The organism is Streptomyces sp. GL_148 (assembly GCF_057834205.1).
The window spans coordinates 60,249-86,525 of record NZ_JBYQMC010000003.1 but is presented as its reverse complement, the minus strand read 5'-3'; the positions used below and the strand labels follow the sequence as shown (position 1 = coordinate 86,525).

The following is a 26,277-nucleotide window of genomic DNA, read 5'->3' as shown; positions in this document are numbered from 1 at the left end:
GGAGCCCTCGCCGCCCTCAGACGGCGGCCGGCCCGCCCAGCCTTGCGCCGGCCGGCTCAGGCATCAACCGCCCGCAACACCGCGGCCGAGTTGAAGCCGCCCCACCCGCGCGCCAGCACCAGCACGGTCCGCAGCCCGGGCAGCTCCCGCGCCGCGCCCGTCACCAGATCCAGCGGGCAGTCCGCGGCGACCCGCCGCGTTCCGGTGGTCGGGGGCACCACCTTGTCGCGCAGCGCGAGCGCCGCCGCCGCCAGGTCCAGCGAGGAACCCCCGGCGCCCAGCCGGCCCGTCATCGACTTGGGTGCGGTCACCGGCACCCCGCACGGCCCGAACAGGGCGGCCAGCGCCTCGGCCTCGGCCCGGTCGGCGGACCGCTCCCCCGCCCCGTCGGCGAACACCACGTCCACCTGGTCCGGGCTCACCCGGGCGTCGGCCAGCGCGAGTTCGGCCGCCTCCTTGAGCCGCTCCTCCCCGGGCCCGCCGTCGAAGGTCGCCGCGCACCCGGCCACTTCGGCGTACCCGCGGACGCCACGCGCAGCGGCGGCCGCCGCGTCCTCCAGCACCAGCAGCGCGCCGCCCTCACCCACGACATGGCCGCAAGCCTCCGCGTCGAAGGGGAGGTAGGCCCGCGCCGGATCGGGGTGGGTGCTCAGCCGGCCGTCTGCCAGGTGAGCGGCCCAGCCCCAGGGGCACAGCACCGAGTCGACGCCTCCGGTCACCATGAGGGCCACGCCCTTGCGGATCTCGCGCCGGGCGCGGGCGAGGGTGTCGATCCCGCCCGCCTGCTCGGTGACCACGGCGGAGGCGGGGCCGCGCAGCACGTGCCGGATGGAGATCTCGGCGGTTCCCGCCGCGTGGAACCAGGCGAAGGACTGGTACGCGCTGACGTACTGGGCGCCCTTGCCCCACAGTGCCTCCAGCCCTCGCTGGCCGAACTCGGTGCCGCCCGCGGAGCTGGCCGTGATCACGCCCGCCCGGTGGCCGGGCAGCGCGGCCGGGTCGGCGCCCGAGTCCTCCAGGGCCTCCTTGGCCGCGACCAGGCTCAGGCGGGTGACCCGGTCGGTGGAGGGGAGCAGGCGGCTGGGGATGTGTTCCTCGTCGACGAAGCCGGGGATCTCGCCCGCGATCCGCACCGGGTAGCCGGAGGCGTCGAAGCGGGTGATCGGGCCGATGCCGCTGCGGCCCTCCAGCACGGCGCTCCACCAGGTCTCGGTACCCAGCCCGTTGGGCGCGGCCACGCCGATGCCGGTGACCAGCGCCCGGCCCGTGGCCAGGCTGCGCACGCCCCCGCTCGCGCCGTTGGCGCCGCTCATGCCGTCTCCCGCAGCCGGGGCCGGGTCAGCACGGTGGCGGCGTGGAAGCCGCCGAAGCCGCTGGCGACGCTGAGCACCGTACTGGTGCGCTGCTCGCGGGCGAACAGCGGTGTGTAGTCCAGGTCGCAGTTCGGGTCGGGCTCGTGCAGGTTGGCGGTCGGCGGCACGGTGCTGTGCTCGATGGCCAGCACGCTGGCCGCCACGTCCAGGGCCCCGGCGGCGCCGAGCGCGTGTCCGATCATCGATTTGATGGAGCTGACCGGGACGCGCCGGGCGTGGTCGCCCAGTCCCTGCTTGAAGGCGTTCGTCTCGTGCCGGTCGTTGTGCCGGGTGCCGGCCCCGTGCGCGTTGATGTAGTCCACGTCGACCGGGTTCAGCCGCGCCTCGTCGAGTGCCGCCCGGATGGCGTCGGCCATGTCCTGGCCGCCCGGCCGCAGCCCCGTCATGTGGTGCGCGCTGCTGTACGAGGCGAAGCCGGACAGCTCCGCGTACACGCGAGCGCCCCGGCGGCGCGCGTGCTCCAGCTCCTCCAGGATCAGCACGGCCGCGCCCTCGCCGAGCACGAAGCCGTCCCGGGTGCGGTCGAAGGGGCGCGAGGCGGTGGCGGGGTCCTCGTTGCGGGGGCTGGTGAGGCGGATGCGGTCGAAGCAGGCCATGGCGATGGGGGAGATCGGTGCCTCCGCCCCGCCCGCGATCATCACGTCGGCGCTGCCCTCGCGGATCAGCTCGGCGGCGTGCCCGATCGCGTCCAGACCCGAGGTGCAGCCGCTGGAAATCAGGCTGACCGAGCCCTGCGCGCCGCTGTCGCGGGCCACGGCGGCCGCCAGCGAGCTGGGCACGAAGTAGTCGTAGAGGAACTCGGCGGCCCGGGAGTGGTCGACGTTCCAGGTGCTGCCGAAGTCGCTCAGCAGCGCGTACTGGGTGGCGAGCCCGGTGGCGCAGCCTGCCGCGTTGCCCAGACTGACCCCGGTGCGCAGCCGGTTCCCCGCGGCCAGTACGGCGTGCAGGCCGCTGTCGGCCACCGCCTCCCGGGCGCTGACCAGCGCGAACTGGGCGGCCCGGTCCAGGCGTTCGGTGTCGGCGAGGGTGAAGCCGTGCGCGATGGGGTCGAAGTCGACCTCGGCGGCGACCCGTGAGCGGTAGCTGGCGGCGTCGAAGAGGGTGACGCCCCGGGTGGCGGTACGGCCCGAGGTCAGCAGGGACCAGAAGTTGGCGGTGCCGATGGCTCCGGGGGCCACCACGCCGACCCCGGTGATGACGACGCGCTTCACCGCGCACCCCCCGCGCTCGCGCCCGCCGGCGCCCCGGCGGCGGCCGCCGCCTCGTACTCGCGGCAGGCCGCGCCGACCAGGGCCGGCAGGACGTCCCCGCCCGCGAAGAAGTGGTCGCCGTCGACGGAGCGTACGGTGATCGGCCCGGTGGTCCACTGCCGCCACTCCTCGAGGGCGGCGGGCACGGCGAGCGGGTCGTCACTGCCCGCGAAGACGAGCAGGGGCAGATCCACGGATCCTCCGGTGACGGGGTCCAGGGCCGCCTGGCGCAGTGCCCGGGCCAGGCGCAGGTCGTCGCGCAGGACGGGCAGCACACTGCGGTGCCACAGCCCGCCGGGGCGGGCGGCGGCTCCCTTGGGCAGCGAGCCGAGGTCGCCCAGGAGGGGCAGCAGCACTTCGTCGGGGAGTTCCGCCGCGGCCACCAGGGCGGCGCTGGCGTGCGGCGGCAGACAGGCGCCCACCGCGAGGAACAGCGGCGCCGGCACCCCGGCGTCCGCCAGCGCCCTGGTGAGCGTGTACGCCACCAGGGCGCCCAGACTGTGGCCGTACAGCGCGTACGGTCCGGACCGGGCCGCCTCCAGCAGTGGGGGCAGCAGATCCGCCAGGAGCGCTGCGCGCTCGGTGACGCGCGGCTCGCGCCGCCGGCTGTCACGGCCCGGCAGCACCAGCGCCGCGACGTCCACGCCGGGCCCGGCCGCGACGGGCCAGCGACGGTAGCTGGCCACCCCCGCGCCCGCGTGGGCAAGGCAGTGGAGCCGTACCCGCCGCCCCGCCGCCCCCTCTACCGCCGTCAGCGAAGCCATCGTCGCCCTCCTCCGTGAAGCTGTGCGGGCACGTTCGTGGTACGGCGCCTTCGCGGCCCGAGCCTCACCCGTGGGCCTTGAGTGGTACTCGATTCAGGCTGCGTACAGATCGAAGGTCGAGCTGCGCCGCGGCCCGCAGGCCACGTCCAGGCGCGGGTCGACGGCGAGCATCGCCTGGTGCAGCCGCTGGAGTTGCGGCGAGGGCTCCACACCGAGCTCGTCGATCAGCCGCTGGCGCATCCGGCGGTAGACGTCGAGCGCGGAGGCCTGCCGGCCCGACCGGTAGAGCGCGACCATCGCCTGCGAGTGCAGCCCCTCGTGCTGGGGGTGGCGGGCGATCAGGTCGGTGAGCTCGGCGATGAGTTCGATGTGCCGGCCCAGCCGCAGGTCGGCGTCGATGCGCCGCTCGCGGGCCACGAGCCGACTCTCCTCCAGCCGCATCACCTCGATGTCGAGGATCGGGCCGACGCGTACGTCCACCAGCGCGGGACCTTCCCACAGGTCCAGTGCCGCGCGCAGACACTTGGCCAGCCGCTCGTCCTCACCGTCCTCGAACGCCTGCTGCCCCTCCGCCACCAGGCGCTCGTACGTGCGCACGTCGACCGCCTCGGCCGGGACCTGGAGCAGGTAGCCGCCGTACCGGGTGGCGAGCACGTCCTTGGCCGAGCCGGGCGCGTCCGGGCCCATGGCGGTGCCCAGTCTGCGGCGCAGCTGGAGGATGTAGGTCTGAAGCGTGGTCAGCGCGCTCTGCGGCAGGTGGGTGCCCCAGATCTCTTCCATCAGCGTCGGAACGGGCACCACCCTGCCCGGATAGAGCGCGAGCAGCGCCAGGATCTGGCGCGGCTTGCCCGCCGTCGGGACGACCGATATACCGTTGACTTCGACATTCAACGGACCCAGGACCTTGATCTTCATGATTCCCCTCCGCGCCTTGCCGGCCAACGTCGGCAACAAGCCGGTGTTCGAGTCTTTCGATACTGTCGCCTTCTGGCCCTTCTTGTCTTTGCCGTCGACGGCGGACGAGGGGCACCATATACTTCCCCGACCGTCTCATATGCAGGAATTGAGTGCGTCTTGAGCGCCTCTCCAATGGGACCGTCAGGTCCGGCGCACGGGCGGCAGCCGGGATAGCGCCGACACGCCACCGCCGAGCCACCAGCGTGTCACGTAAAGGCCCGTTTCCGCCGACCGAGTTCTCTTTCGGCGCTCTAGGCGGCGCTGCTACGTTTTTGGCCATGGCAACGGATTCGACGGCGCCGAGCGCCGACCCGCTCACCCGCGGGCTGCTGAACCGACTCGCCCGGGACCAGGTCGCAGGCCCGCCCGGGCTGCAGGGCCTGCCGGATCCGAAGACCCTGCTGCGGCTGCTGAGCGCCTGGCACCGGCGCGGGGTGCAGGTGGGCTTTCCGGATCTGACCGGCGACCAGCCGTGCAACCGCGAGGCACCTGAATCCCCCTCAAGGAATACTCCAGGAATCCCTGCGTAGGGCTTATAAATCCTCCACCGGCTCCGAGAAGCGCCTAGGATCTGATAAGGACGGAAGGATCCGTGGCCATTTCCGAGTGAATGCCGAGCACGGATCTGCGGTCGCGTACTAGCCGACTCTCGCCGTGCGAGGATGAGATGGAGTTTCGAATCCTGGGCCCCGTCCAGGTCTTCGACGAGCGCGCCGATATCCGGATCACACCGGCCGGCGCCAAGCAGCGTGCCCTTTTGGGCACGCTCGTCGTGAAGGCCGGCCAGGTCGTTTCCGCGGACCGGCTCGTCGACGAATTGTGGGGCGAACATCCGCCCGCCAACGCCGCCAATGCCCTCCAGACCCATGTCGCCCGGCTGCGCCGGCTGCTGCTGCCCGCACCCGCACTCGCGCCCGGTTCCGGTTCCGGCTCCGGCTCCGGCTCCGGCTCCGGCCAGGGCCACCACGAGTGGCTCGTGACCCGCCCGCCGGGCTACGTACTGCGCCTGGGCGGGGCCGGCACCGACGCCCAGCGCTTCCACCGCCTCATGGCCCAGGGCCGCTCGCTGGCCGCCACCGACCCGGCCCGTTCGGCCGGGGTCCTGCGCGAGGCGCTGGCGCTGTGGCGCGGCCCCGCGCTGGAGGGAGCGGGCCGCGGCACCATCTGCTCGACCGAGGCATCGCTGCTGGAGGAGAGCCGGCTGATCACCCTGGAGACGCTGTACGACGCCTGTCTGCGGGCCGGCCGGGCCGGGGAGGTCGCCGGCGAGCTGACGGAGCTGACGGCTTCTCACCCGCTGCGCGAACGGTTCTACGAGCTGCTGATGACCGCGCTGTACCAGTGCGGTCGTCAGGCCGAGGCCCTGGGCGTCTACGACCGGGCGCGCAGCCGGCTCGTGCACGACCTCGGAGTGGAGCCGGGGCCCGTACTGCGCGGCCGCATGGAGTCGATCCGCCACCGGCAGGACCCGGCACCCCGGGAAACGGGAGAGGCGCAGGGCGAGGCGGGCCTGCACCCGCTGCGCGCCGAGGTGGCCCGGCTGCGCCACCAGGTCGAGGTCCTGAGCCGGCAGCAGCGGGAACTGACCGACCGCTTCGAGCAGCTGGCCATGGACCGCGCTGCGAGCCGCTGACGGCCGTCCTCGAGGCCCCGTACACAGCACTGAAGCCCTTCCCCCGGCCCTCGTTCGAGGGCCGGGGAGAAGGGCTTCAGTGGTCATGCCGCCGGCTGCCGCGAGGCCCGGGCGGTCAGGTCGTCCGCGCTACCAGCCGCCCGCCGCCGGGTCCCGCCGGCGCGGTCACCGGGAGGGCCGTCTTGGGCGGGGCCGCGCTCTCGGGGTGCGCCATCAGGATGGAGCGCTGCAGCCTGCTCAACGCGGCCGACGGCTCGAGGCCCAGCTCGGAGACGAGCATGGTGCGCAGCCGCTGGTAGACGTTGAGCGCCTCGCCGCGTCGGCCGGAGCGGTGCAGCGCCAGCATGAACTGACCGTGCAGGCTCTCGTGCAGGCTGTACTGCTTGACCAGGACGGTCAGCTCCGACAGCAGCTCGCGGTGGCGGCCCAGGCGCAGATCCGCCTCGATGCGCTGGTCGAGCGCGCACAGGCGCAGCTCCTCCAGGCGCCTGACCTCCGTCTCGATCCGGCTCCCGGCCTGGACGTCGGTGAGCGCGGGACCGGTCCACAGCGAGAGCGCGTCCGCCAGCCGGCGCGCGGCACCCTGGTAGTCGTCGGCGTCCATCGCCCGGTAGCCGGCACCGGCCCTGCGCTCGAACTCCCGGTAGTCGACGCTCCCGCCCCGGGTCTCCAGCCGGTAGCCGCCGGGGAGGGTGGCCAGAATGTCCTTCGGGGAGCAGCGCTCGTTCTCGCCGTAGGCCAGTGCCACGCCGATGAGCTCGCGCAGTTGCAGGACGTACGTCTGCAACGTGGTGCGCGCACTGCGCGGCGGGGACTTTTCCCACAACTCCTCGATCAGCGTGGCCACGGGGACCACCTGGTCGGCGTGGAGCGCGAGCAGGGACAGGACCTGCCGCGGCTTGGGTGCCGTCGGCGTGATCGACACCCCGTTCTCATGAACGGACAGCGCACCCAGCACTTCGATGTCCACGTTCTCCCCAAATGTCGCCTGGAGGCCGGTTCGCGGCCTGCGCGTTTTTTTCCCGCGTTTTCCGCTGCCGGGGCCCGGGTGCACAGCCAACCGGACCCCTTGATAACAAAACAGCGCAGTCGGTTTGTCAATCCCAGCCAGTCACCTGGAGGGTCCGATCGTCTGTTTCCAGCCACTCTTTGGCTCCATAGCCACCCCAGCCGCGCCATCCGGGCGCCCAATCTCCGCTGTTCCCAAGCGAGGCGGCGCATCGATCCACCCGAACACCGACGAAAGAGGGTCACGGCGACATGGCCGGAAATCTCTCCGGGCACCACACACAGGCGGCCCCGGCTCCTCGCGTCTTCGCGAAGAGCCAAGGCCACCTGTCACACCTGCCCTCACCGGCCCCCACCTGCTGAAACGCGAGGCATGGGCAGCCGGGGGACGAGATTTCACCCAGCCGACAGAAACAGACCGGCTGGTCTGTCCTATTCGCCTGATGATCCTTCCGGTTCCAACGTCGCGAGGTGGTCCCCTGCCGCCAGGGTCGGCAGCAGCAGCTCCCAGAACCGGGCGATCGTATGCGGCGCGAGCCAGACCTCCTCCCGGGAGCCGAGCACCTCGAAGCCCACGGTCGCGGCCACCACCGCGGTCACGGCGCTCTCCGGCACCACCCCCGGCCGCAGCTCTCCCGCCTTCTCGGCCTCCGTCACGGCCTCCTCGACCCAGCGCCGCCACTGCTCGCGCAGCTCGCCCGGCGTCACGCGGGCCGGGTTGCCGCACAGCCCGAACCCCGCCCGCAGCACCACGTCCCCGCGCAGCCCCAGGGCGAGCCCGTGGGTCACATCGACCAGGTACTGGAGCCGGCTCGCCCCCTCCCGGGACGCCGCCCCTGCGATGATCCGCAACCGGTCCAGCGCGGCGTTCTCCACGGCGTCGGCCAGGGCCGCCTTGCTGGCGAAGTGGAAGTGCAGCGCTCCGCTGCTCACTCCGGCCTGCGTGCTGATCATGGCGAGCGACGCCACCGCGAAGCCCTCTCGGTCGAAGATCTCGGCCGCGGAACCGATCAGGCTCTCCCGCGTCCGCACCGCTCGTTCTTGTTTGGCCATCGAGTGCTCCGTTACTGCGGGGGATTACCGTGCTTGCGGGAGGGCAGGTCTGCGTGTTTGCTGCGGAGCATCCCCAGCGAGTTGATGAGGACCTCGCGGGTCTGGGCCGGGTCGATGACGTCGTCGACGAGGCCTCGCTCGGCCGCGTAGTACGGGTGCATGAGCTCGGCCTTGTACTCCTTGACCATGCGCTCGCGCATCGCCTCGGGGTCCTCGGCCTCGGCGATCTGCCTGCGGAAGATGACGTTGGCGGCGCCCTCGGCGCCCATCACCGCGATCTCGTTGGTGGGCCACGCGTAGGTCAGGTCGGCGCCGATGGACTGGGAGTCCATGACGATGTACGCGCCGCCGTAGGCCTTGCGCAGGATCAGCGAGATCCGCGGCACGGTCGCGTTGCAGTACGCGTACAGCAGCTTCGCGCCGTGGCGGATGATCCCGCCGTGCTCCTGGTCGACGCCCGGCAGGAAGCCGGGGACGTCCAGGAGGGTGATGATCGGGATGTTGAAGGCGTCGCACATCTGGACGAACCGCGCGGCCTTCTCCGAGGCCTCGATGTCGAGCACACCGGCCAGCGACTGCGGCTGGTTGGCCACCAGGGCGACCACCTGGCCGCCCAGCCGCCCCAGGGCGCAGATGATGTTGCGCGCCCAGCGCTCGTGGACCTCCAGGTAATCGCCGTCGTCGACGAGCTCCTCGATCACCTTGGCCATGTCGTACGGGCGGTTGCCATCGGCCGGAACCAGGTCCAGCAGCACCTCGGTGCGCCGGGTCTGGGGATCCGTGCACGGCACGCACGGCGGGTACTCGCGGTTGTTCTGCGGAAGCATGGAGAGCAGGTAGCGGACCTCGGAGATGCAGGTCTCCTCGTCGTCGTACGCGAAGTGCGCCACGCCCGAAGTGCTGGCGTGCACGTCGGCGCCGCCGAGGCCGTTCTGGGTGATCTCCTCGCCGGTCACCGCGCGGACCACGTCCGGGCCGGTGATGAACATCTGCGAGGTCTCGCGGACCATGAACACGAAGTCCGTCAGCGCCGGAGAGTAGGCCGCACCGCCGGCGCAGGGGCCCAGCATCACCGAGATCTGCGGGATGACGCCCGAGGCCTTGGTGTTGCGCTGGAAGATGCCGCCGTAACCGGCCAGCGCCGAGACGCCCTCCTGGATACGGGCACCCGCACCGTCGTTCAGGGAGACCAGCGGGGCACCGGCCGCAATGGCCATGTCCATGATCTTGTGGATCTTCGTCGCGTGGGCCTCGCCCAGCGCGCCGCCGAAGATCCGGAAGTCGTGCGCGTAGACGAAGACCGTACGGCCCTCGACCCTGCCCCAGCCGGTGATGACACCGTCGGTGTAGGGGCGTTTGTCCTCCAGTCCGAAACCGGTCGCCCGGTGCCGGCGCAGCTGCTCCACCTCGTTGAACGAGCCCTCGTCGAGCAGCAGCGCGATGCGCTCACGGGCGGTGAGCTTGCCCTTGGCGTGCTGCGCCTCGGTCGCTCTTTCGCTCGGCCCGGCGAGCGCCTGCGCACGGACCGCCTGCAGTTCGGCCACACGCCCGTAAGCGTCCGCCGTCTCCGCAGAGGCCCGAGGAATGTCATTCACAACGGTCACGACACGTCCCTCCCAGGGTGCGGCCCGATCGACGACCCTCACCGTAACAAACCGCTCTTGCGGTTTGTATGACGGGAGCATGGCGGGCACACAAGATCAGCCATGGATTGATGCTGCCTCGCTGGCGCTACCGCCAGTGATAAGGAGAGCGATAGGCCGCACTGGACCGCTCGGGTCGCCACGGCGGGACCTCGGGCAACTCCTCCCCGCCCACCTCGTCCCGCTGCGCCAGTACCGAGCACAACACGACGGTGAGCGCGGCCAGCTCTTCCTCGCTGACCGACCCGCGCTCGATCCGCAGTTCGAGCTTCCCGGTGTCCGACTCGACCATTGCCCCTCCTCAGGTCTCCGGTCACCGTCGGACACGCGGCTCAAGGGCCGATCTCATCCCGCTCGAGACGGGCTCAGGTCCGGGTGTGATGCCGCGAGTGCCGGCCTCCCGGCCAGGGCCTCGCTGATGCGGGCCGTCCGGTCCCGTGGAAGCGCGACGATTTGCCAAACCGTCTGTGCGGTTTTCTCACGCAGCCGACCAGAAGCGGACCCCGGATGCGGGCGCCCTCGTCGGCGTCGCTCGAGAACGGCTCGGATCCTGCTCAAGCGGGCCAGGTCGGGCATCGGGGGGCAGGAGGTTGCCGGAATGGGGAGGACGGCACCTCACCAGGGCGAACAGGCGAATCGGAGTAAATGCCTCCGTCAATTTTTGTCGGGAGCACCTCAGAACCACTAGAGATTAAACCGGTTGGTAAGTATCTTCCGGGCCACAAGGCCAATCCGAGCACAACTCCAGCAGTCCAGGGGGAGCCATGTCTTCGAGCACGCCTCAAATGGAGCGCCCAACCTTCGGCACCAGAACGATGGAGGCCGCAGCGGTTACCACCGTCACAGGCCGCGTCGCCGGCGCCATCACCCTGACCAGCACCGTTCCCAAGGAATTAGTACACCGGTCGGCGGTCGCCGAGGTTCTGCTCACCGACTGGGCACGGGTGGACGACACCCACTTCCGCATCGCCGCGCAGTGGCCGCGCGGCCATAGCTTCTTCACCCCGGTGGCGGACGGATACCACGACCCGCTCATCGCCTGCGAGACGGTCCGTCAGATCGGCATCCTGCTGGGCCATGCCGAGTTCGGTGTGCCCATGGGCCACCAGTTCATCGTCTGGGACCTCGACGTCACCGTACGCCCGGAGCACCTCCTGGTGGGCTACGCACCCGCGGCGCTCAGCATCGACGTCACGTGCACCGAGATCAACCGACGCGGCGGGAAGCTGTCGGGGCTCCGCTTCGAGGCGGTCTTCCACCGCGACGGAAACGTCGTCGCGACGGGCGCCGGCTCCTACTCCTGTCTGGCGCCCGCGGTCTACAGACGGGTCCGCGGCGACCACACGGCCGGCGGGGACTGGCACCAGCTGCCCCTCATCAGCCCGGCGGCACCGCAGAGTGTGGGGCGCATGTCACCCATGGACGTCGTGCTCTCCCCCACCGGCGAGGAGGCCTGCTGGCAACTGCGCGTGGACACCCGCCACCCCGTGCTCTTCGAGCACCCGGTCGACCACATACCCGGCACCGTGCTGATCGAGGCCGCCCGCCAGGCCACGGCCGCCGTGCTGGGCCGGTCCTCCTACCTCCCCCTCGCCGTCGCGACCCGGTTCACCCGGTACGTCGAGCTCGACCGGCCCTGCATGATCGAGGCGCGTCTGCTCGACGACGCGGCCTCCCCCGCCGCCGGCGAGGAGACGGTCCTGGTGACCGCCCGTCAAGACGGCGAGCCCGCCTTCTCCGCCACCGTGACGGCGGGCTCGCACGGGCTCTGACCGGTTGCGGAAACCGGCTCCGCCAAGGCCCGGAAAGCGCTCAGATGATGCCTGGCCCACACCCGGAAGGAACCGGCCGGCCGGCCGAGCAGGGCGGGAAGGGTTCCGTCCACCTCGCTCTTGGCGCCCTCGCGCTGCCGCTCGGCCCGCTCCAGGAGCGCGTCGACGACCTCCCGCGGATAGCGCTCTTCCAGCACCGTGCGCGCCTGCCTGGGGCCGAGTTCCTCGAAGCGCAGCGGACGGCCCAGCAGTTCGGCGAGCTGGACCGTCTGCCGGACCGCCGTGAGCGGCTCCGGCCCGGTCAGGGTGAGGGCCGTCCCGGCGTACCCCTCCCGGTCCCCGGTGAGCGCCCGTACCGCCACTTGGGCGACGTCGCGGGGATCGACGCAGGCGTTGGCCGACGCCCCGTAGAGCGCTCGCACCGCGCCGTGTGAACGGACGTGCCCCGCCCAGGAGAGGGCATTGGACATGAACAGGCGGGGCCGCAGCAGGGTCCACTCCAGCCCGGACCCGCGCCAGAGCTCCTCGTTGCCGCGCTGCCACCGGGTGATCAGATCCTCGGCCCCGTCGTCGGTGACCCCGGCGGCGGACAGTTTCACGACGTGGCGCACCCCGGCCGAACGCGCGGCCCGTAAGAAGCGCGCGTCGTCGTCCGCGATCCGGTTCGTCACCAGGAAGGCGGCCCGCACCCCGCTCAGCGCGCGCATCAGCGACCGCGGGTCCGCATAGTCCCCCTGAACGGTCTCGGCCGTCGCGGATCCACCGGTGACGGCCGCCGGGTCTCTGGCCAGGATGCGGACCGCCAGATGGGCCGGCAGCAGGCGGACCACCTCCCGCCCGATCGTCCCCGTCGCTCCTGTGACCAGGATCATGATCTTCCCTCCCTGTTCACCCGCTGTAAGATACAAACCGGGCGGTCTCTTATGGGTTCCGCGCCCCGTCGACCGAGGAGGAAGGAGGGCACCGTGGTTGAGCAGGTACGCGCCATCCGCACACGCCAGGCGATCCTTTCGTCGGCAGCCAAGATCTTTGAGGAACATGGGTTCCAGGCGGCCACGATCGCCCAGATCCTGTCCGCGGCCGGAGTCACCAAGGGGGCCCTGTACTTCCACTTCCAGTCGAAGGAAGACCTGGCCCAGGGCGTGCTCGCCGAGCAGGACCAGCGGATCGTCGTCCCCGACCGCGCCTCGAAGGTGCAGGAGATCTCGGACGTGGTGATGCTGCAGGCGTACCGCCTGCAGACCGATCCCATGGTGCGCGCGGGCGTACGGCTGACCATGGACCAGCAGGCGAACGGTCTCGACCGCAGCGGCCCGTTCCTGCGCTGGGCCGAGGTCGGCCAGGCGCTGCTCGAGAAGGGCCGGGCCCAGGGCGAGTTGCTGCCCCACGTGGTTCCGGGCGAGACCGCGGAGGTGATCGTTTCCTCGTTCGCCGGTGTCCAGTCGATGTCCCAGGCCGTCTGCAACTACGCCGACCTGCCGACGAGGGTGTGCGCGCTGCTGCGCCACCTGCTGCCGAGCGCGGTGGTGTCCCCCGTCCTCGCCTCGCTGGACCTCTCGGAGGGCCGGGGAGCCGCGGTGTACGCCGAGGCCCTGAAGCTGGCCGAGGAGCGGGAAGTCGCCGAAGCCGCAGTCTGAACGGCCGGGACGGGCCGGGACGGGACGGGCCGGGACGGGACATGGCGTGGCGGACCCGCGGACGCCTCCCGCCGCGCCCGTGTCCCCGTCACGGAGCCCCCACGCGGGCTCCCGCGGCGAAGTACGCCGACAGCGCGACGCCCAGGTCCTCGCCGCCCGGCGCCCAGCCGATGTAACCGTCGGGCCGCAGCAGCAGCGCCTCGTACGGCACTTCGGGCGTGGGCAGGGCGCTGACCACCCGCACGGTCCCCTCCCACTCCCGCGCCTGGTCCCAGTAGCCGCGGCCCTCCTCGCCGAAGAGCAGCAGCTGCGGCCGGCCCGTTCGCAGCAGCTCGATCACATCGCTCTCACCCGTTTCGGTGGTGATCGCAATGTTCCGCAGAAACGTTCCTGCGGCAGGTGCCGGAGACCCGGTGAGGGGCGGCAGCACGGTGTCCTGGCCGCTGACCATGGCGCCGAGGTGCCCATGACCCCCCTGGCCGTCCTCCGAGGCCAGCAGCCCGGTGAACAATCCGCGCAGCGCGTCGGACTCGGGTCCCGGCCGCATCAGCGCGAGCTGCGCCCGGGTGTTCTCGATGACCCGGCCGGCGACCGGCCGGCGCTCCGCGTCGTAGGTGTCCAGCAGGTCCCGACCCGCCGCCCCGAGCACCGTGAGCGCCAGCTTCCAGCCCAGGTTCAGCGCGTCCAGCACCCCGGTGCTCAGGCTCTGCCCGCCGATCGCGAAGTGCATGTGCGCCGCGTCCCCCACCAGGAAGACGCCACCCGCGCGGAAGGTCCGTGCCAGCCGCGTGAAGTCGCTGAACCGGCTGAGCCAGAGCGGGTCCCGCATCGCGATGTCGTGCCCGGAGATCCAGGACGCCTCGCGGCGCAGCTCCTCCAGGGTGGGCGCCAGCTGCCGGTCCCCGTGGGCACCGGTGCAATTGAGCGTCCGGATGTGCGTACGGCCCTCCGGTTCCCGCTTGGCCACGATCCAGCCGCGCGGGGTGCGGTGCCAGCCGTCGGCCGGCGCGTACGGGCCCTCGAGCCTGACGGCGCCCATCAGCCCGGACACCGACGCCGGACGGGTGTCGCAGGCGATGCCCGCCTGTTCCCGGACGGTACCGCGCGCTCCGTCGGCCCCCACCGCGTACGGAGCCACGAACACGGCGGGCCCTTGCGGCCCTTCGGCCTCGACCCGGACGCCGTCGGCCTCCTGGCGGACCTCCGTCACCCGGTACCCGCGCAGGATCCGCGCCCCGGCCGCTCCGGCCCGCTGCTCGAACAGCCTCTCCAGCTCCGCCTGCGGACACTTGAGGATCGGCTCCGGCTCGTTCTCCGGAGCCGTGATGACCAGCCCCGGCAGCCCGCCGAAGTGAAAGGGCCGACCCGCCGGGGGCCCCGTGTAGGGGGCCCTGCCACCGGGCAGGTATCCCCGCCGTGCCAGACACTGCACCGCCCGGGCGTGCAGCGTGGTCGCCTTGGGCCGCTCGGACACCTGGTCCCGCGCCTCCAAGAGCACCGTGTCAACCCCGTACGCGGCCAGCTCGGCCGCGACCAGCAGTCCGACGGGCCCTCCCCCGACCACCACGACCTGCGCCCGCACCGCACTCAACTCCCGCACAGCGGTACCCCCTTCGCCCCCCTGCCACCGGACGAAGCGAAAATATACCGGCTAAGCTGTTTTCTTCTAGGGCTCCAAGGAGGACAGATGTAGCCGGGGTGGCCACACCCACGGAAACGGAATCCCACATCCGGGCGGCGGGGGGCGGCGCCCCCTTCGGCGATGAGTCGTTGCTCGTTTCCCGCTCAAAGCCGGGGACAGTGGGGCTCGAGCGGGAAAAAGCTGAAGCGCAGCGACTGAGCGACCGCTGAGTCGCTGGGCGCGAAAGAGAAGAACCCCAGGTCAGATCGGTGTCATGGGCCTGACAGCGACTGAAGCGACTCAAGGTCCGGGTATATGGAGACATTGGCGCGTGCGCGTGTGCGCGTGTGTGCGTCATATATGGGGACCTTGAGTCGCTTCAGTCGCTGTTTTTCTGTGTGCGCGCCTTTGACCTGGGATTTCATGAGCGCCTTCAGCAGCGACCGAACGATCCCGGGTCGCTGCGCGGTGAGTCGCTCAGTCGCTGGAGTTCCGGGTAAATACGTACACCTGTTCCGACTCATATGTCTCTCGACCCAGGAGAGTTTCGCTAATGTGATTTTGGGCGTGAGTCGCTTCAGTCGCTGACGGGGGAAGTAATGGCAGCTGAGCTGCGGGTTTCGCGCAGCGACCCAGGGCAGTTCACGAGTGCTGCGGCGGTCGCCCAGTGGTGTGCGCGCCAGGGCTGGCCGGTTCATCCTCTCGCCCCGGGCCGCAAGACACCCGTGGGCAACTGCGAAGCGTGCCGTGCGCCCGGACACGACCGGGGAGCGTGCGACTGTCTGCGGGCGGGCCGTTGGTGCCATGGGTTCCACGCGGCCACGCTGGACTTCGACCGGATCCGCCAGTGGTGGGGTACGCGCCCCCGGCCCGGCGTCGGCGTGGCCTGCGGCCCCGCGGGCCTGGTCGTCATCGACATCGATGCGCACGAGCGGGAGCTGCCCGGCCGGGACCGTTTGCTGCCCGGCGTCGCGATCTCCGCGGGGATCGACCTGACCGGACTGGCCAACGGATTCCACACCCTGGGCGTGCTGGCCGCCCTGCGCGGCGTCGCCAGCCCGGCGGACGACTCCTCGACCCTGCGCGTGCGCACACCGTCCGGGGGCCTGCACGTCTGGTACCGGGACGACGACGGCCGCCGCTGGCAGTGCTCCACCGGCTCGGGCGGGACCCGCGCCCTCGCCTGGCAGGTCGATGTACGCGCCTGCGGCGGGTACATCGTGGCTCCCGGGACCGTGACCCGCGCGGGCGTCTACCGGCCCGTGGGACCCGCCCGTGAACCCGCCCCCCTGCCGTCCTGGCTCGCCCGGGAGCTGGAGCGCACCGGGCACCTGCCCGCCGCGCCCGCTCGCGCCGCCGCGGGGCCCCGGCCCGTACCGCCGCGCGCCCGGCAGGCGGTCATCGCTGCGGGCGGTGGCCGTGGTGTCTCGGAGCGGGTCCTGGCGGGAGTGCTGGCCGAGGTCGCCGCGTGCGCGGCGGTGCCCGAAGGGGCGGCCTTCTCCGAGAAGTTGAACCGGGCCGCGTACACCGCGGGCGGACTGGTCGCCGCGGGGCACGTGACCGAGGCCGCTGCCACGCGGGCCCTGCGGGAAGCGGCCGAGCACGCCCGTCCCGGGCAGGAGGGCCGCTGCCGCGCCATCATCCGTGGTGGTCTGCACGCGGGTCGGTCGCGCCCGCTGTCCCCCGGAGGCCGCGTATGAGAGTGGACGACGAGAGCACGTTTTCCGGCTTCGACGTCCAGGCGGTCGCCGCGCAGATCCTCGCGCAGCCCGTCCCGGCCGCCCGGGAGTACGGGGAGCAGGCGAAGTCCGGGGAGGCGGGGGACGCGGGCGCCGGCGGTGCCGCGCGCTCCGACGGTGAGGCCACGGCGCAAGGACTGCTGCCCGACACGCTCACCGACCGCGGCAACGCCAAACTGTTCGTCAAGCTCTACCGCAACGACTACCGGCACGTCCCCGGCATCGGCTGGTACCGCTGGGACGGCACCCGCTGGCAGATCGACGAGGACGACACCGTCGTATGGGCGGCGGGCGACCTGGCGGAAAGCATCGCCACCACCGACCCCCAGGGGGTGTACACCCCGGTCTCGCTCGCGCAGCACCGCCGCCGCGCGCTCAGCACCAGCGGGATGAACGCGATGCTCACGCAGGCGAAGTCCGCCCCGGGCATGGTGCTCAACGCGGCGCTGCTGGACGCCGACCCGTACGCGCTGTGCACGCCGGCGGGCGTCGTCGACCTGCGCACCGGTCATATCCGCCCCGCCGAGCCCGCGACGGACTTCCACTCCCGCTCCACGTCTGCCGCGCCGCAGCCGATGCCCACGCCGCGCTGGAACCGCTTCCTGACCGACACCTTCGGCGAGGGGCCGGAGGGCGCGCAGATGATCGACTTCCTGCAGCTGCTGCTCGGCTACTCCGTCACCGGGGACGTCGGCGCGCAGGTGATGCCGTTCCTCTTCGGCTCCGGCAAGAACGGCAAGTCCGTACTGCTGGACGTACTGATGAAGCTGCTCGGCGACTACGCCGACGCGGCGCCCCCCGGGTTCCTGATGGCGCGGCCGTACGAGGGCCACCCGACCGACCTCGCCGAATTGCACGGGCGCCGGGTCATCGTGTGCAGCGAGGTCAAGCCGGGCGACCGTTTCGACGAGGCCCGCGTCAAGCTGCTCACGGGCGGCGACCGCATCAAGGCCCGCCGGATGCGTCAGGACTTCTTCAGCTTCGAGCCGACGCACAAGCTGTGGCTGCTGGGCAACCACCGGCCCGAAGTGGGCACCGGCGGCTTCGCGTTCTGGCGGCGCATGCGGCTGATCCCGTTCGAGCGGGTCGTCTCCGACGAGCGGAAGATCGACAACCTGGCGGACATCCTGGTGACCCATGAGGGCTCGGGAATCCTCAACTGGCTGATCGAAGGCGCCCGTCGCTACCTCGGCGGCGAGAAGGACCTCTCGGGCCCCGAGCGGGTCCGCATCGCGACCACGGCGTACGCCGAGACCGAGGACCACACCGGGCGCTTCATCGGCGAGACCTGCCGGTTCGAGCCGACCCTGCGGGCGGAGCAGGCGCTGCTCTACGCGGCCTACAGGGGCTGGTGTCAGCATGAGGGAGCCCCGGCGATCTCTTCCCGGGCCTTCGCGGCACGCGTCCGTGAGGTGGTGGGGCTGGCGTCGCCCAAGGAAATGATCCTGTCGAACCAGCGCAAGTACTACCCGGGCATCGGCCTGCTCGCGGACGAGGAGACAGCATGAGCGCTCTCATCGCCGAGGACGAGATCGTCCACGAAGTGGACTTCGTCTGGCTCGAGGACATCAGCCGGCTCGACTACGTCCGACAGAGCCTGGACCGGCTGCCGACCCGGCGCGGCAGGCCCGCGTACCACCGCGACGGCCGGATGGTCGGTTACGCGCTGCTGGGGCCGGGGGCCAAGCCGTCCCGCTCCTCGGGGACGTTTCGCCGGCGGGTGTTCTGGCTGCTGCCGCACGACCGCGACACCGCCCCGGACGGGCTGTACGCGACGGGGGCGCCGGCGGAGGCCGTGGACGCGCGGACGCTGGCGCCGGGCGGCAAGGGGCACAAGACCGAGCGGTCCGAGGGCGGGCCGATGTCGTCGTCCGCCACCCGGTGAGCTTCCCCCCGTAGCGGGCTCCTGCACCGCCGCCGACGCCAACCCCCCGTCGATTCAGGCTACTTCGAAGGCTGAACCCACCGTTTCGGCTCCATACGCAAGGTGCTTCAATGGCCACCGGCAGGGGAGCCATTGGACCATCAGGGAGCGGGCACGGGGATGCGGAAGTCGTACATTGCAGCGTATATTTACATGATCATCGGAGTCAGCTCGGGGTTGTACTACCGCGAGTTGACCTCCAGCCAGAAGTTCGAGGACGACACCCAGCTCGCGGTCGTCCACACGCACCTGCTCGTGCTGGGCATGCTGGTCTTTCTCATCATCCTCGGCCTCGACAAGGTGTTCGGGCTGTCCGGGACCAAGCAGTTCAACCGCTTCTTCTGGATCTACAACGCGGGCCTCTCGATCACCGTCTTCAGCATGACCTACCGGGGCACCCAGACCGTGCTCGGCAACGAGGTCCCCGAACTCTTCTCCCTGGTGGGCGGGTCGGGACACATCACTCTCACGGTGGGGCTCGTGCTGTTCTTCGTGCTGCTCGGCAAGCGGGTCAAGGAGCATGACGGCGCCCGGCCCGAGCAGCCCGAGCCGGAGAAGAGCCCGGTCTGACTCGAGAACCACCTTCAAGGAGCAGAGCCATGACAGAGCACACCGCCGACCGGCTCGCCGTCACCCCGGTGGGCGGACCCACCGTGGTCATCGACCTGGGCGGGCTGCGGTTCGTGACGGACCCGACCTTCGACACCGCCGGTTCCTCCTACGAATTGGGCCCGGTCTCCCTGCACAAGCTGGCCGGACCGGCGCTCACCACCGGCCGGCTGGGCACGGTCACGGCCGTTCTGCTGTCGCACGACCAGCACCCCGACAACCTCGACACGGCCGGGCGCGCCTTCCTCAAGGACGTCGCGCTGGTCCTCACCACCGAGCAGTCCGCCGAGCGCGTCGGCGGTACGGGGCTGGCGCCGTGGGCCGAGCACGTACTGGAGCGCCCGGGCGGCGGCCGGCTCGTGGTCACCGCGGTCCCGGCGCAGCATGGTCCGGCCGGGACCGAGCAGATGCTCGGCGCCGTCACCGGCTTCCTGCTCAGCGGTGAGGGCCTGCCGACGGTGTACGTCAGCGGCGACAACGTCTCCCTGGAGCCGGTGCGGGCCCTCGCGGAGCGCCTCGGCGGGGCCGGCGTCGACCTGGCGGTGCTGCACGTGGGCGCGGCGCAGCTCGCCCCGTTCGGCCCGACGCTGCTCTCGCTCACCTCCGAGCAGGCGGTGGAGGTGGCGGAGCTGCTGGGCGCCCGCAAGGTGCTCGCCGTGCACCAGGACGGCTGGCAGCACTTCACGGAGGGGCAGGACGAGGTCAGCGCCGCCTTCGAGAAGGCGGGCGCGGCGCAGCGTCTGGTGGTTCTCGAGGCCGGCGGCAGCTTCGTCCTCTGACCCGCGGCTCCGGGACGGGAGCGGGGCGTGCGTCAGAGCCCGGCGAGGAACTCCCGGACGGCGGCCGCGAAGCCGTCCGGGTCGCCCGTCTGCACGAAGTGATCGGTGTCCAGGGCGCGGGACACCGTCCCGGGGCGCCGGGTGGTCATGTCGAGTGCCAGTGCGGCGGACACGACCTGGCTGCGCAGGCCGTGGACCAGCAGCGCGGGGCAGTCGGTCGCGAGCCACTGCTTCCAGTGGTCTCCGTGGACGAGGTGCTCGGAGTCGATGGTGTCCTGGGGGTGGAACGGCAGCCGCCAGCCCGATCCGCCGGGCAGCGGGCGCAGCGCCGGGGCGAGGGCGGGGGCGAGGGGTCCGCAGGCTGCGAGGAGTTCCTCGCGGGTGGCGGCCGTGTAGGGGAAGTTCCGTACGAAGCCCAGCGGGCTGGTGCCGTGGTCGGGGAGCTCGGCGGGGGCGTCGACGTCGACGAGGGCCAAGACCAGCTGCGGGTGTTCGGCGGCCAGGTGGTAGCCGTTGATCCCGCCGAGGGAGTGGCCGAGGACGACGGTCCGGCCGATTCCGAGGTGGGCGAGGAGGGCGACCAGGTCGGCGAGGTAGCCCGCGCGGGTGTACTCGGCGGCGCGGTCGGAGTCTCCGTGGCCGCGCTGGTCGGGCGCGATCACCCGCCACTCGGGGCCGAGGGCGGCGGCCAGGCCCGCGAAGGAGGAGCCCTCGGAGAGGTGGCCGTGCAGCGCGAGCAGGGGGCGGCCGGCGCCGCCGAAGTCCAGGTAGGACAGGGCGCGTCCGTCGATGGTCAGGGTGGCACGGGTGGGCTGGGCGGCGGTGTTCGTCACGGTGGTTCCCCCTGAGCGGTGCGGATACGGGTGCCGGTGTGACCCCCCGCCAAGAACCATACAACCGTCTAATACGTTTGTTCAATACGCCCGTATAGATCTCTGCCCCGGTGCCGCCGAATTCGCGCGACACGGCGGGACCGCTCTGGAACGCTGCGGTCATGACCTTCACACTCGACGGCCCGGTCCTGGACGGCTCGCTCGTACGGCTGGAGCCGCTCGAGCACCGCCACACGGCGGATCTGGCCGTGGCGGCCGAAGAGGACCGCAGCTCCTACGGGCACACGTGGGTGCCCACCGCGGACCGGGTCGGGGCGTACATCGACACCCAGCTCGCCCGTCGCTCCGCGCGGACACTGGCCCCGTACGCGCAGGTGGAGCGGGCATCGGGGCGGGCGGTCGGGGTCACCGCCTACTGGAACCCGCGGCCGCGGCCGGCCGGGGAGGGGCTGCAGGCGATCGAGGTCGGCTTCACCTGGCTCGCGGCTTCGGCCCAGGGTTCGGGGCTGAACACCGAGGCCAAGTACCTGCTGTTCCGGCACGCGTTCGAGACCTGGGAGGTGGCCCGGCTCGACCTGAAGACGGACGCCCGCAACGGCCGCTCCCGCGCCGCGATCGAAGGGGTCGGCGCACGCTTCGAGGGCGTGCTCCGCAACTGGTCCCCGTCATGGGCACCGGGCGAGGACGGCCTGCTCCGCGACTCCGCGATCCACTCGGTCATCGCGGCGGAGTGGCCCGACTGCCGCAAGCGTCTCCAGGAGCGGATCGCCGGCGGCCGTTTGCCGGGCGGCCGGCCCTCGGCGTAGCCGACGGCGACGGAGTCAGCCGGGGCGCCGGTCCCGTCCCGGCGTCGCGGGCGCTGCCCATCGGGGGAATCGGGAGCGGCGGCGGCGCGGCGAACGCGGGCAGGAGGCTCATCGGTGCGCTCGTGTGATCTCGTTCTTGTCCGTCGGCGGTCGCGCCGGCCGGCTCGGCGCTCCGCGGGGTCACCTCACGCAGAAGGCGGGCAGGTTCTTTGGGATCCGGATGGTTCACCGTCTGCGCCGTCGCCGCCGCCTGCGTGCTGGCGGCCGTACCGGGCGCCGCTCCCGGGACCGCCGCGGCCGCCCCGCCCCCGGGGCCCTTTGCCGGGCTCCGCTCCGCGGAGCAGTACTGGACGGCCGAACGCATGGCCGCGGCCGTGCCCGTCGACGCCGCCCGGAGCCGTGCCGTGGCCGGTGCCCGCGCGCCCTCCGGCATTCCGACCGGCATCCACTTCGACGGCATGCCGATGGTGGGAACCTTCTTCTACCGGCAGGCCGGGATCGGCACGGCGGACACCTCCTGCACCGGCAGCGTCGTGCGCAGCGCGGGCAAGGGCATGGTGCTCACCGCGGGGCACTGCGCCGTCGGCATGCGACAGTCGGCGAACCGCGCCGTCTTCGTACCGCGCTACCGCCATGGAAAGACCGCCGCCGCCCAGCCGTTCGGCATCTTCCCGGTCAGGGCCGGGGGCGTCTACACGGACCCCCGCTACCGGGTGCACGGCAGGGCCGCCGTGTCCGACCTGGACCTCGCCTTCGTCCTGGTCGAGCCGAACGCGAAGGGACGCGTCGAGAACGTCACCGGGGCGCTGACCTTCACGCCGGTCGGCACGTACGAGCACAAGGTGACCGTCGTCGGCTATCCGTCCGCCTCCCGCGTGAACAAGGGGCACGAGGCCGTCCGGTGCGATGTGCCCACCACGCGGCTACGGGGCTTCCGGCAGCTGCGGATGGTGTGCAAGGGCTTCTACGGCGGGGTGTCCGGCGGCCCCTGGATCAAGGACTACGACGCTGCGCGCCGCACCGGCAAGGTCATCGGCAACACCGGCGGCTACCACGGCGGCGGCAACGACTCCTGGGTGACGTACGCGCCCGTGTACGGCAAGGAGGCCCGGGAGCTGTACGAGGACGCCGACTCCGGCCGCGACCCCGGCGCCCTCTCCCGCCCGCCCTACCCGGGTTCCGCGGACGGCCCCCCGCTGCCCGGCTCCGGGGAGCTGTGGACCCATGCCAAGGCCATGGCCTCCGGCGACTTCACCGGCAGCGGCCGCAGCAGCCTGCTCGTGGTGTGGACGGACGGGGAGGTGACCCTCTTCCCGGGTGACGGCCGGGGCGGCTTCCTCCCGGAGCGCCGGCTCATGGCACCGAACGCGGGCTGGAAGGACGTCGCCACCATCACCGCGGGCGACTTCACCGGGTCGGACCAGTTCGACCTGTTGATCCGCCGGAGGGACGGCCGGACGACCCTGCACGGCGACGTCGGCTCCCACGGCCTGGGCCGCGTCACCGAGATGGCCCCCGCCGGATCCGTCTGGAAGCACGCCGCCCAGATCACTGCCGGGCGCTTCAACGCCTCCACCTACGTCACCGACCTCGTGGTCCGCTGGTCCGACGGCGAACTCACCCTCCACACCGCCGTGGGCGCCGGCACCTTCGGCCGGGAGCACCGGCTCAAGGCCCCCGGCCCCGCTTGGAAGGGCGCCGCCCTGCTCGCCGCCGGGCAGTTCTCCGGCAACCGGAAGTGGGACCTGATGGTCCGCTGGTCCAACGGCGCGCTCGGCAGCCACCAGGGCATCACCACCCGTGGGCTCGGCAGCGAGCGCCGCCTCCACGGTCCGGACGGCACCTGGACCCACAGCGTCCTCATGACCGCCGGCCGCTACACCGGCGACGGCCTCACCGACGACCTCGTCGTCCGCTGGAGCGACGGCGAGACCACCCTGTACGAGAACACCCGCACGGCCGGCCTCACCACGGAGCGCATGCTCGTCCCGCCGAGGGGCTGACCCGTAGGCGCGGGCCGGACGCGGGCCGGACAAGGACGTGCACCCGCAGGCCGCTTGTGGGGGAAGAGCGGCCTGCGGGTGGTCGGGGGGTGGCGGCCGGTCAGCCGCGGATCCAGCCGGTGAAGGCCGGGGCCGACAGCGCGGTGTCCAGGGTTTCGAGGAGCGCCGGGGCCCGGGTGTCGTCCGGGGCGGTCAGGGACAGGGTCGCGGAGCGCGTGGTCATCGAGACGGGGACCACCGTCCACGACGCGGGGAGGAAGGACACGAGGCGTACGGCCGTGGTCTCGGGTGCCGCCGAGGACGGGGCCTCCTCGGTCATGCTGATGCTGACCGTCAGGTGGGTGGGCATACGGGGCTCCGTAACGTGCCGGGGGTGGACTTCAGCGGGCGGCCGGGGCGGGCGCCGCCGCCGGGACCGGGGCGGGCAGGTAGGGCAGGACTGCCGTGCGGGGCGCGGTCAGCGCGGCCAGGACGCCGGCGGAGCCGGTGGCCAGGTCCGTGGACAGGCGCAGCAGGTGGTCACCGAGGAAGCCGGTGGCGTCCGGGTCGTTCTCGTGGGCCACCGCGAAGGGTTCCAGGCCGGAGCGGAGCTCCGCTAGCGCCCGGGCAGTGGCCGCCGAGCCGTCGTCCGTGCAGGTCAGCGCGGCGAGCGCGCCGGCCCGGCCGGTGAACAGGCCGCAGGCCGGGTGGAACTGGGACGTGAGGTCGGTGAGCAGGGCGTCGTGGACGGCCGTGAGGTACGGGTCCCGGTGCGCGGCGAGGTAGTGGTGGACGGCGATGGCCTGCCCGGCTCCGCCGTGGGCGAGCTGGACCCGGTGCCAGGGGGTGGGCAGCGGCTGCCGGGACAGTTCGAGGTCGTGTACGAGCGCCACGCGGGCGGCGTCGTCCCGGCCGGCGGCGAGCAGGAAGAGGGCCTCGCCGCTGGCTCCGCGGAGCAGGCCGGGGCGTTCCTCCAGGGTGGGGCTGTTGACGAGGGCGGCGGCCAGTTCGCGGGCGGCGGCGTCCTCGCCGAGGTGCAGCAGGGCAAGGCCGAGGCCCGCGATGCCACCGGAGAGGCTGCGGTCGGGGCTGCCGTCGCGCAGGGTGGCGGTGGGCAGCAGCCCGTGGGCGCGGTCGAGGAGGGCGGCGGCCTCGTCGGTGCGCCCGAAGTCGTGCAGCACGCAGGCGATGCCGGCCAGTCCGTCGTAGAGGCCCGGGCGCGGGCTGGTGACGGCGCGGGCGGCGTCCGCCAGCCAATCGAGGTGCGCCTCGGGGACGGCGATTCCGGCGCCGCGCAGAGCCCACAGCACGCCGGCCGCGCCGTTGGCGATGTTGAGGCCGCCGTCGCCGTGCAGGAACTGGTCGGCGTCGCCGGGGAAGAGGCGGTCTTCGCGCTCGGGGGTGGCGCAGGTCAGGATGCCGGTGGCGATGCGCTCGGGGGTGGCCAGCGGGCCGCCGGCGGGCGCCGGGGCGTGTCCGAGGTCGGCGCGGACCTGGTCGGCGTACCCCTCGGGCACCGGGAAGAAGGCGGCGATCTGCGCGAGGAGGTCCTCTGAGCGGTGACGGGTGAAGGACATCACCGGGGTCAGCGGCAGGAACAGGCTCAGGCGCAGGCAGCCCAGGGCGTAGCGGTCGACGGCGGTGCCGGTGGTGCCGGCGGGGGCGCAGAATCCGGGGGCTCCGATGGCCTGGCCGGTGTGGCCCTCGATGGCGAGGGTGGTCTCCAGGTCGATGAAGGCGACGGTGCCGTCGGGGCGGATCAGGACGTTGTTGGGGTGCAGGTCGCCGAAGACCAGGCCGCGTTCGTGCATGGCGGTGACGGCGGCCTCGATGCGGTCGAGGACGTCCAGGGCCCAGGCGGTGTACTCGGCCACGGGCATGGCGGTGTCGCGGGCGGTGACCGGGTGGAGCATCGGGTTGCGTTCGGCGGTCTCCTTCGTCAGGGCGTTGCCGTCGACGAACTCCCGTGTCAGGAACCAGTGTTCGGCTCCGCGTCGCCAGTCCAGGACCCGCGGGAACCAGGGCAGTCCGTCGAGGGCGGCCAGCGCGTCGTGCTCGCGGCGCAGCCGCTCCACGGCGTCGGCTCCGGCGTCGTCGAGTCCGGCGTGCGGGCGGCCCTCCTTGACCAGGACCTCGTGTCCGTCGCGGGTGTCGGTGGCGCGGTAGACGCCGCCGCCGTTGGAGAAGTGCAGGGCCTGGGTGATCTTGAAGGGGAAGTCCCCGAGGGAGCCTCCGCGGCTCCGTTCGGCCAGGGCCCGCAGCACGCACGGCGGCAGCTCCAGCCAGGCCGGCGGGCGGAAGGAGGGGCCGCGCACGTCGGGGACGAGTTTGCCGTCGGGGTCCTCGATGCAGGGCACGGGGGCGCCGTTCGGGCCGGGGCCCAGCTTCAGCTTGAAGCCTCCGTAGCGCAGGTACAGGGGGCCCGCGCCCCAGCGCAGGTCGCTGAGGACGGCCGGTCCCGGGCGGCCTTCGAGGAGGTCGTCGAGCTCGGTCAGTACGGTCTCCAGCTCCGCCTCGTCGCGGGGGTAGAGGGTGATGAACTTGCCGCTGCTGCCCCGGTCCCCGTACTTGCTGTTGCGCAGCATCAGCATCGAGGGGCTGGTGAGGAACTTGAAGAGCAGGGAGCGGGAGGTGCAGTACGCGCTCACGATGTCGAGGACCTCGGGGGCCGTCCGCTCGGTCGCCGAGACGTGGATCTTCCAGCCCTGGCCGGGGAGTTCGAGGCCCGGCGGGGTCAGGACGGTCCACTCCCCCATCGGCTCACGGGTCCACCCGGCGGGGGCGTCGGCGGTGGCCGCCGGGAAGGCGTCGGCGCCGGTGATCGCGGCCGGACGGTCGTAGAAGGGGGTGCCGGGCGGGCAGTGGGCAACGTGTCGCAGGGACATGGCGGGCCT

At 72.2% G+C, this 26,277-nt stretch carries 24 protein-coding genes; 11 read left to right on the top strand and 13 right to left on the bottom strand.

What is annotated here, in order from left to right; all coding sequences use genetic code 11:
- Nucleotides 1-56: 56 nt before the first annotated feature.
- From AC3IYI_RS42750 to AC3IYI_RS42735, 4 genes are all read right to left on the bottom strand, one after another.
- The gene (locus AC3IYI_RS42750; protein WP_489412358.1) at nucleotides 57-1,313 is read right to left on the bottom strand and encodes a ketosynthase chain-length factor; all 1,257 of its coding nucleotides are present in this window, start codon (nucleotides 1,311-1,313) and stop codon (nucleotides 57-59) included.
- Nucleotides 1,310-2,584, bottom strand: a complete 1,275-nt coding sequence (locus tag AC3IYI_RS42745; RefSeq protein WP_489412357.1) for a beta-ketoacyl-[acyl-carrier-protein] synthase family protein — start codon at nucleotides 2,582-2,584, stop codon at nucleotides 1,310-1,312. The genes AC3IYI_RS42750 and AC3IYI_RS42745 overlap by 4 nt, the downstream gene beginning before the upstream one ends.
- The gene (locus AC3IYI_RS42740) at nucleotides 2,581-3,387 is read right to left on the bottom strand and encodes a thioesterase II family protein (RefSeq protein ID WP_489412356.1); all 807 of its coding nucleotides are present in this window, start codon (nucleotides 3,385-3,387) and stop codon (nucleotides 2,581-2,583) included. The genes AC3IYI_RS42745 and AC3IYI_RS42740 overlap by 4 nt, the downstream gene beginning before the upstream one ends.
- 93 nt (nucleotides 3,388-3,480) lie before the next feature.
- The gene (locus AC3IYI_RS42735; RefSeq protein WP_243336500.1) at nucleotides 3,481-4,302 is read right to left on the bottom strand and encodes an AfsR/SARP family transcriptional regulator; all 822 of its coding nucleotides are present in this window, start codon (nucleotides 4,300-4,302) and stop codon (nucleotides 3,481-3,483) included.
- Between the two features lie 320 nt (nucleotides 4,303-4,622).
- Between AC3IYI_RS42735 and AC3IYI_RS42730 the strand changes: the two genes are divergently transcribed.
- Complete coding sequence (locus AC3IYI_RS42730) at nucleotides 4,623-4,874, top strand: hypothetical protein (protein WP_489412355.1); 252 nt, start codon at nucleotides 4,623-4,625, stop codon at nucleotides 4,872-4,874.
- Between the two features lie 137 nt (nucleotides 4,875-5,011).
- Nucleotides 5,012-5,977, top strand: a complete 966-nt coding sequence (locus AC3IYI_RS42725) for an AfsR/SARP family transcriptional regulator (protein WP_489412354.1) — start codon at nucleotides 5,012-5,014, stop codon at nucleotides 5,975-5,977.
- A gap of 115 nt (nucleotides 5,978-6,092) precedes the next feature.
- On the opposite strand, the gene AC3IYI_RS42720 is transcribed toward AC3IYI_RS42725, so the two are convergent.
- The 4 genes from AC3IYI_RS42720 to AC3IYI_RS42705 all read right to left on the bottom strand — a co-directional run bounded on the left by AC3IYI_RS42720 (nucleotide 6,093) and on the right by AC3IYI_RS42705 (nucleotide 9,973).
- The gene (locus AC3IYI_RS42720; RefSeq protein WP_489412353.1) at nucleotides 6,093-6,947 is read right to left on the bottom strand and encodes an AfsR/SARP family transcriptional regulator; all 855 of its coding nucleotides are present in this window, start codon (nucleotides 6,945-6,947) and stop codon (nucleotides 6,093-6,095) included.
- 470 nt (nucleotides 6,948-7,417) lie between these two features.
- Entirely contained in the window at nucleotides 7,418-8,038 is a 621-nt protein-coding gene (locus AC3IYI_RS42715) for a ScbR family autoregulator-binding transcription factor (RefSeq protein ID WP_489412352.1), read from the bottom strand.
- Nucleotides 8,039-8,049: 11 nt separating this feature from the next.
- Nucleotides 8,050-9,642 (bottom strand): acyl-CoA carboxylase subunit beta, encoded by a 1,593-nt coding sequence (locus AC3IYI_RS42710; protein ID WP_489412351.1) that lies wholly within the window; start codon nucleotides 9,640-9,642, stop codon nucleotides 8,050-8,052.
- 127 nt (nucleotides 9,643-9,769) lie between these two features.
- Nucleotides 9,770-9,973 carry an acyl-CoA carboxylase subunit epsilon gene (locus AC3IYI_RS42705; protein ID WP_489412350.1) on the bottom strand — a complete coding sequence of 68 codons (204 nt, stop codon included), beginning with the start codon at nucleotides 9,971-9,973 and terminating at the stop codon, nucleotides 9,770-9,772.
- A gap of 472 nt (nucleotides 9,974-10,445) precedes the next feature.
- Here AC3IYI_RS42705 and AC3IYI_RS42700 point away from each other — a divergent pair, with 472 nt between their 5' ends.
- Nucleotides 10,446-11,453, top strand: coding sequence for a ScbA/BarX family gamma-butyrolactone biosynthesis protein (locus AC3IYI_RS42700; protein ID WP_489412349.1), 1,008 nt, complete (start codon nucleotides 10,446-10,448; stop codon nucleotides 11,451-11,453).
- On the opposite strand, the gene AC3IYI_RS42695 is transcribed toward AC3IYI_RS42700, so the two are convergent.
- The gene (locus AC3IYI_RS42695) at nucleotides 11,396-12,325 is read right to left on the bottom strand and encodes an NAD(P)H-binding protein (protein ID WP_489412348.1); all 930 of its coding nucleotides are present in this window, start codon (nucleotides 12,323-12,325) and stop codon (nucleotides 11,396-11,398) included. The two genes, AC3IYI_RS42700 and AC3IYI_RS42695, sit on opposite strands and share 58 nt — an antisense overlap.
- A 93-nt stretch (nucleotides 12,326-12,418) precedes the next feature.
- On the opposite strand from AC3IYI_RS42695, the gene AC3IYI_RS42690 reads away from it, so the two are divergent.
- A complete protein-coding gene (locus tag AC3IYI_RS42690) occupies nucleotides 12,419-13,090 on the top strand; it encodes a ScbR family autoregulator-binding transcription factor (protein WP_489412347.1) in 672 nt (223 codons plus the stop codon).
- Nucleotides 13,091-13,178: 88 nt separating this feature from the next.
- Here AC3IYI_RS42690 and AC3IYI_RS42685 read toward each other — a convergent pair whose 3' ends face one another.
- The gene (locus AC3IYI_RS42685) at nucleotides 13,179-14,690 is read right to left on the bottom strand and encodes an FAD-dependent monooxygenase (RefSeq protein WP_489412346.1); all 1,512 of its coding nucleotides are present in this window, start codon (nucleotides 14,688-14,690) and stop codon (nucleotides 13,179-13,181) included.
- A 620-nt stretch (nucleotides 14,691-15,310) separates the two neighbouring features.
- On the opposite strand from AC3IYI_RS42685, the gene AC3IYI_RS42680 reads away from it, so the two are divergent.
- The 5 genes from AC3IYI_RS42680 to AC3IYI_RS42660 all read left to right on the top strand — a co-directional run bounded on the left by AC3IYI_RS42680 (nucleotide 15,311) and on the right by AC3IYI_RS42660 (nucleotide 19,762).
- A complete protein-coding gene (locus AC3IYI_RS42680) occupies nucleotides 15,311-16,411 on the top strand; it encodes a bifunctional DNA primase/polymerase (protein ID WP_489412345.1) in 1,101 nt (366 codons plus the stop codon).
- Nucleotides 16,408-17,958, top strand: coding sequence for a DNA primase family protein (locus tag AC3IYI_RS42675; protein WP_489412344.1), 1,551 nt, complete (start codon nucleotides 16,408-16,410; stop codon nucleotides 17,956-17,958). Before AC3IYI_RS42680 ends, AC3IYI_RS42675 begins: the two co-directional genes overlap by 4 nt.
- Nucleotides 17,955-18,335 (top strand): DUF6009 family protein, encoded by a 381-nt coding sequence (locus AC3IYI_RS42670; RefSeq protein WP_489412343.1) that lies wholly within the window; start codon nucleotides 17,955-17,957, stop codon nucleotides 18,333-18,335. The genes AC3IYI_RS42675 and AC3IYI_RS42670 overlap by 4 nt, the downstream gene beginning before the upstream one ends.
- A 159-nt stretch (nucleotides 18,336-18,494) precedes the next feature.
- Nucleotides 18,495-18,944, top strand: a complete 450-nt coding sequence (locus AC3IYI_RS42665; RefSeq protein ID WP_489412342.1) for a DUF2871 domain-containing protein — start codon at nucleotides 18,495-18,497, stop codon at nucleotides 18,942-18,944.
- 29 nt (nucleotides 18,945-18,973) lie between these two features.
- Nucleotides 18,974-19,762 (top strand): MBL fold metallo-hydrolase, encoded by a 789-nt coding sequence (locus AC3IYI_RS42660; RefSeq protein WP_489412341.1) that lies wholly within the window; start codon nucleotides 18,974-18,976, stop codon nucleotides 19,760-19,762.
- 32 nt (nucleotides 19,763-19,794) lie between these two features.
- On the opposite strand, the gene AC3IYI_RS42655 is transcribed toward AC3IYI_RS42660, so the two are convergent.
- Nucleotides 19,795-20,595 carry an alpha/beta fold hydrolase gene (locus tag AC3IYI_RS42655; RefSeq protein WP_489412340.1) on the bottom strand — a complete coding sequence of 267 codons (801 nt, stop codon included), beginning with the start codon at nucleotides 20,593-20,595 and terminating at the stop codon, nucleotides 19,795-19,797.
- A gap of 161 nt (nucleotides 20,596-20,756) precedes the next feature.
- Between AC3IYI_RS42655 and AC3IYI_RS42650 the strand changes: the two genes are divergently transcribed.
- Nucleotides 20,757-21,401, top strand: a complete 645-nt coding sequence (locus AC3IYI_RS42650) for a GNAT family N-acetyltransferase (RefSeq protein WP_489412339.1) — start codon at nucleotides 20,757-20,759, stop codon at nucleotides 21,399-21,401.
- Nucleotides 21,402-21,610: 209 nt separating this feature from the next.
- Nucleotides 21,611-23,404, top strand: coding sequence for a trypsin-like serine peptidase (locus AC3IYI_RS42645; protein WP_489412338.1), 1,794 nt, complete (start codon nucleotides 21,611-21,613; stop codon nucleotides 23,402-23,404).
- Nucleotides 23,405-23,504: 100 nt separating this feature from the next.
- Here the strand turns inward: AC3IYI_RS42645 and AC3IYI_RS42640 are convergent, their stop codons facing one another.
- Together AC3IYI_RS42640 and lanKC are read right to left on the bottom strand one after the other, a co-directional pair.
- On the bottom strand, nucleotides 23,505-23,753 hold the full coding sequence (locus AC3IYI_RS42640; protein ID WP_489412337.1) for a hypothetical protein: 249 nt from the start codon (nucleotides 23,751-23,753) through the stop codon (nucleotides 23,505-23,507).
- Between the two features lie 31 nt (nucleotides 23,754-23,784).
- Nucleotides 23,785-26,268, bottom strand: a complete 2,484-nt coding sequence (gene lanKC, locus AC3IYI_RS42635) for a class III lanthionine synthetase LanKC (RefSeq protein ID WP_489412336.1) — start codon at nucleotides 26,266-26,268, stop codon at nucleotides 23,785-23,787.
- Nucleotides 26,269-26,277 lie beyond the last annotated feature (9 nt).

Bases quoted from the DNA above. Each gene is read 5' to 3' on its own strand.
- AC3IYI_RS42750 (WP_489412358.1), bottom strand. From the start codon at position 1,313: ATGAGCGGCGCCAACGGCGCGAGCGGGGGCGTGCGCAGCCTGGCCACG.
- AC3IYI_RS42740 (WP_489412356.1), bottom strand. From the start codon at position 3,387: ATGGCTTCGCTGACGGCGGTAGAGGGGGCGGCGGGGCGGCGGGTACGG.
- AC3IYI_RS42735 (WP_243336500.1), bottom strand. From the start codon at position 4,302: ATGAAGATCAAGGTCCTGGGTCCGTTGAATGTCGAAGTCAACGGTATA.
- AC3IYI_RS42730 (WP_489412355.1), top strand. From the start codon at position 4,623: ATGGCAACGGATTCGACGGCGCCGAGCGCCGACCCGCTCACCCGCGGG.
- AC3IYI_RS42725 (WP_489412354.1), top strand. From the start codon at position 5,012: ATGGAGTTTCGAATCCTGGGCCCCGTCCAGGTCTTCGACGAGCGCGCC.
- AC3IYI_RS42715 (WP_489412352.1), bottom strand. From the start codon at position 8,038: ATGGCCAAACAAGAACGAGCGGTGCGGACGCGGGAGAGCCTGATCGGT.
- AC3IYI_RS42705 (WP_489412350.1), bottom strand. From the start codon at position 9,973: ATGGTCGAGTCGGACACCGGGAAGCTCGAACTGCGGATCGAGCGCGGG.
- AC3IYI_RS42700 (WP_489412349.1), top strand. From the start codon at position 10,446: ATGTCTTCGAGCACGCCTCAAATGGAGCGCCCAACCTTCGGCACCAGA.
- AC3IYI_RS42695 (WP_489412348.1), bottom strand. From the start codon at position 12,325: ATGATCCTGGTCACAGGAGCGACGGGGACGATCGGGCGGGAGGTGGTC.
- AC3IYI_RS42680 (WP_489412345.1), top strand. From the start codon at position 15,311: ATGGCAGCTGAGCTGCGGGTTTCGCGCAGCGACCCAGGGCAGTTCACG.
- AC3IYI_RS42675 (WP_489412344.1), top strand. From the start codon at position 16,408: ATGAGAGTGGACGACGAGAGCACGTTTTCCGGCTTCGACGTCCAGGCG.
- AC3IYI_RS42670 (WP_489412343.1), top strand. From the start codon at position 17,955: ATGAGCGCTCTCATCGCCGAGGACGAGATCGTCCACGAAGTGGACTTC.
- AC3IYI_RS42665 (WP_489412342.1), top strand. From the start codon at position 18,495: ATGCGGAAGTCGTACATTGCAGCGTATATTTACATGATCATCGGAGTC.
- AC3IYI_RS42660 (WP_489412341.1), top strand. From the start codon at position 18,974: ATGACAGAGCACACCGCCGACCGGCTCGCCGTCACCCCGGTGGGCGGA.
- AC3IYI_RS42650 (WP_489412339.1), top strand. From the start codon at position 20,757: ATGACCTTCACACTCGACGGCCCGGTCCTGGACGGCTCGCTCGTACGG.
- AC3IYI_RS42640 (WP_489412337.1), bottom strand. From the start codon at position 23,753: ATGCCCACCCACCTGACGGTCAGCATCAGCATGACCGAGGAGGCCCCG.
- lanKC (WP_489412336.1), bottom strand. From the start codon at position 26,268: ATGTCCCTGCGACACGTTGCCCACTGCCCGCCCGGCACCCCCTTCTAC.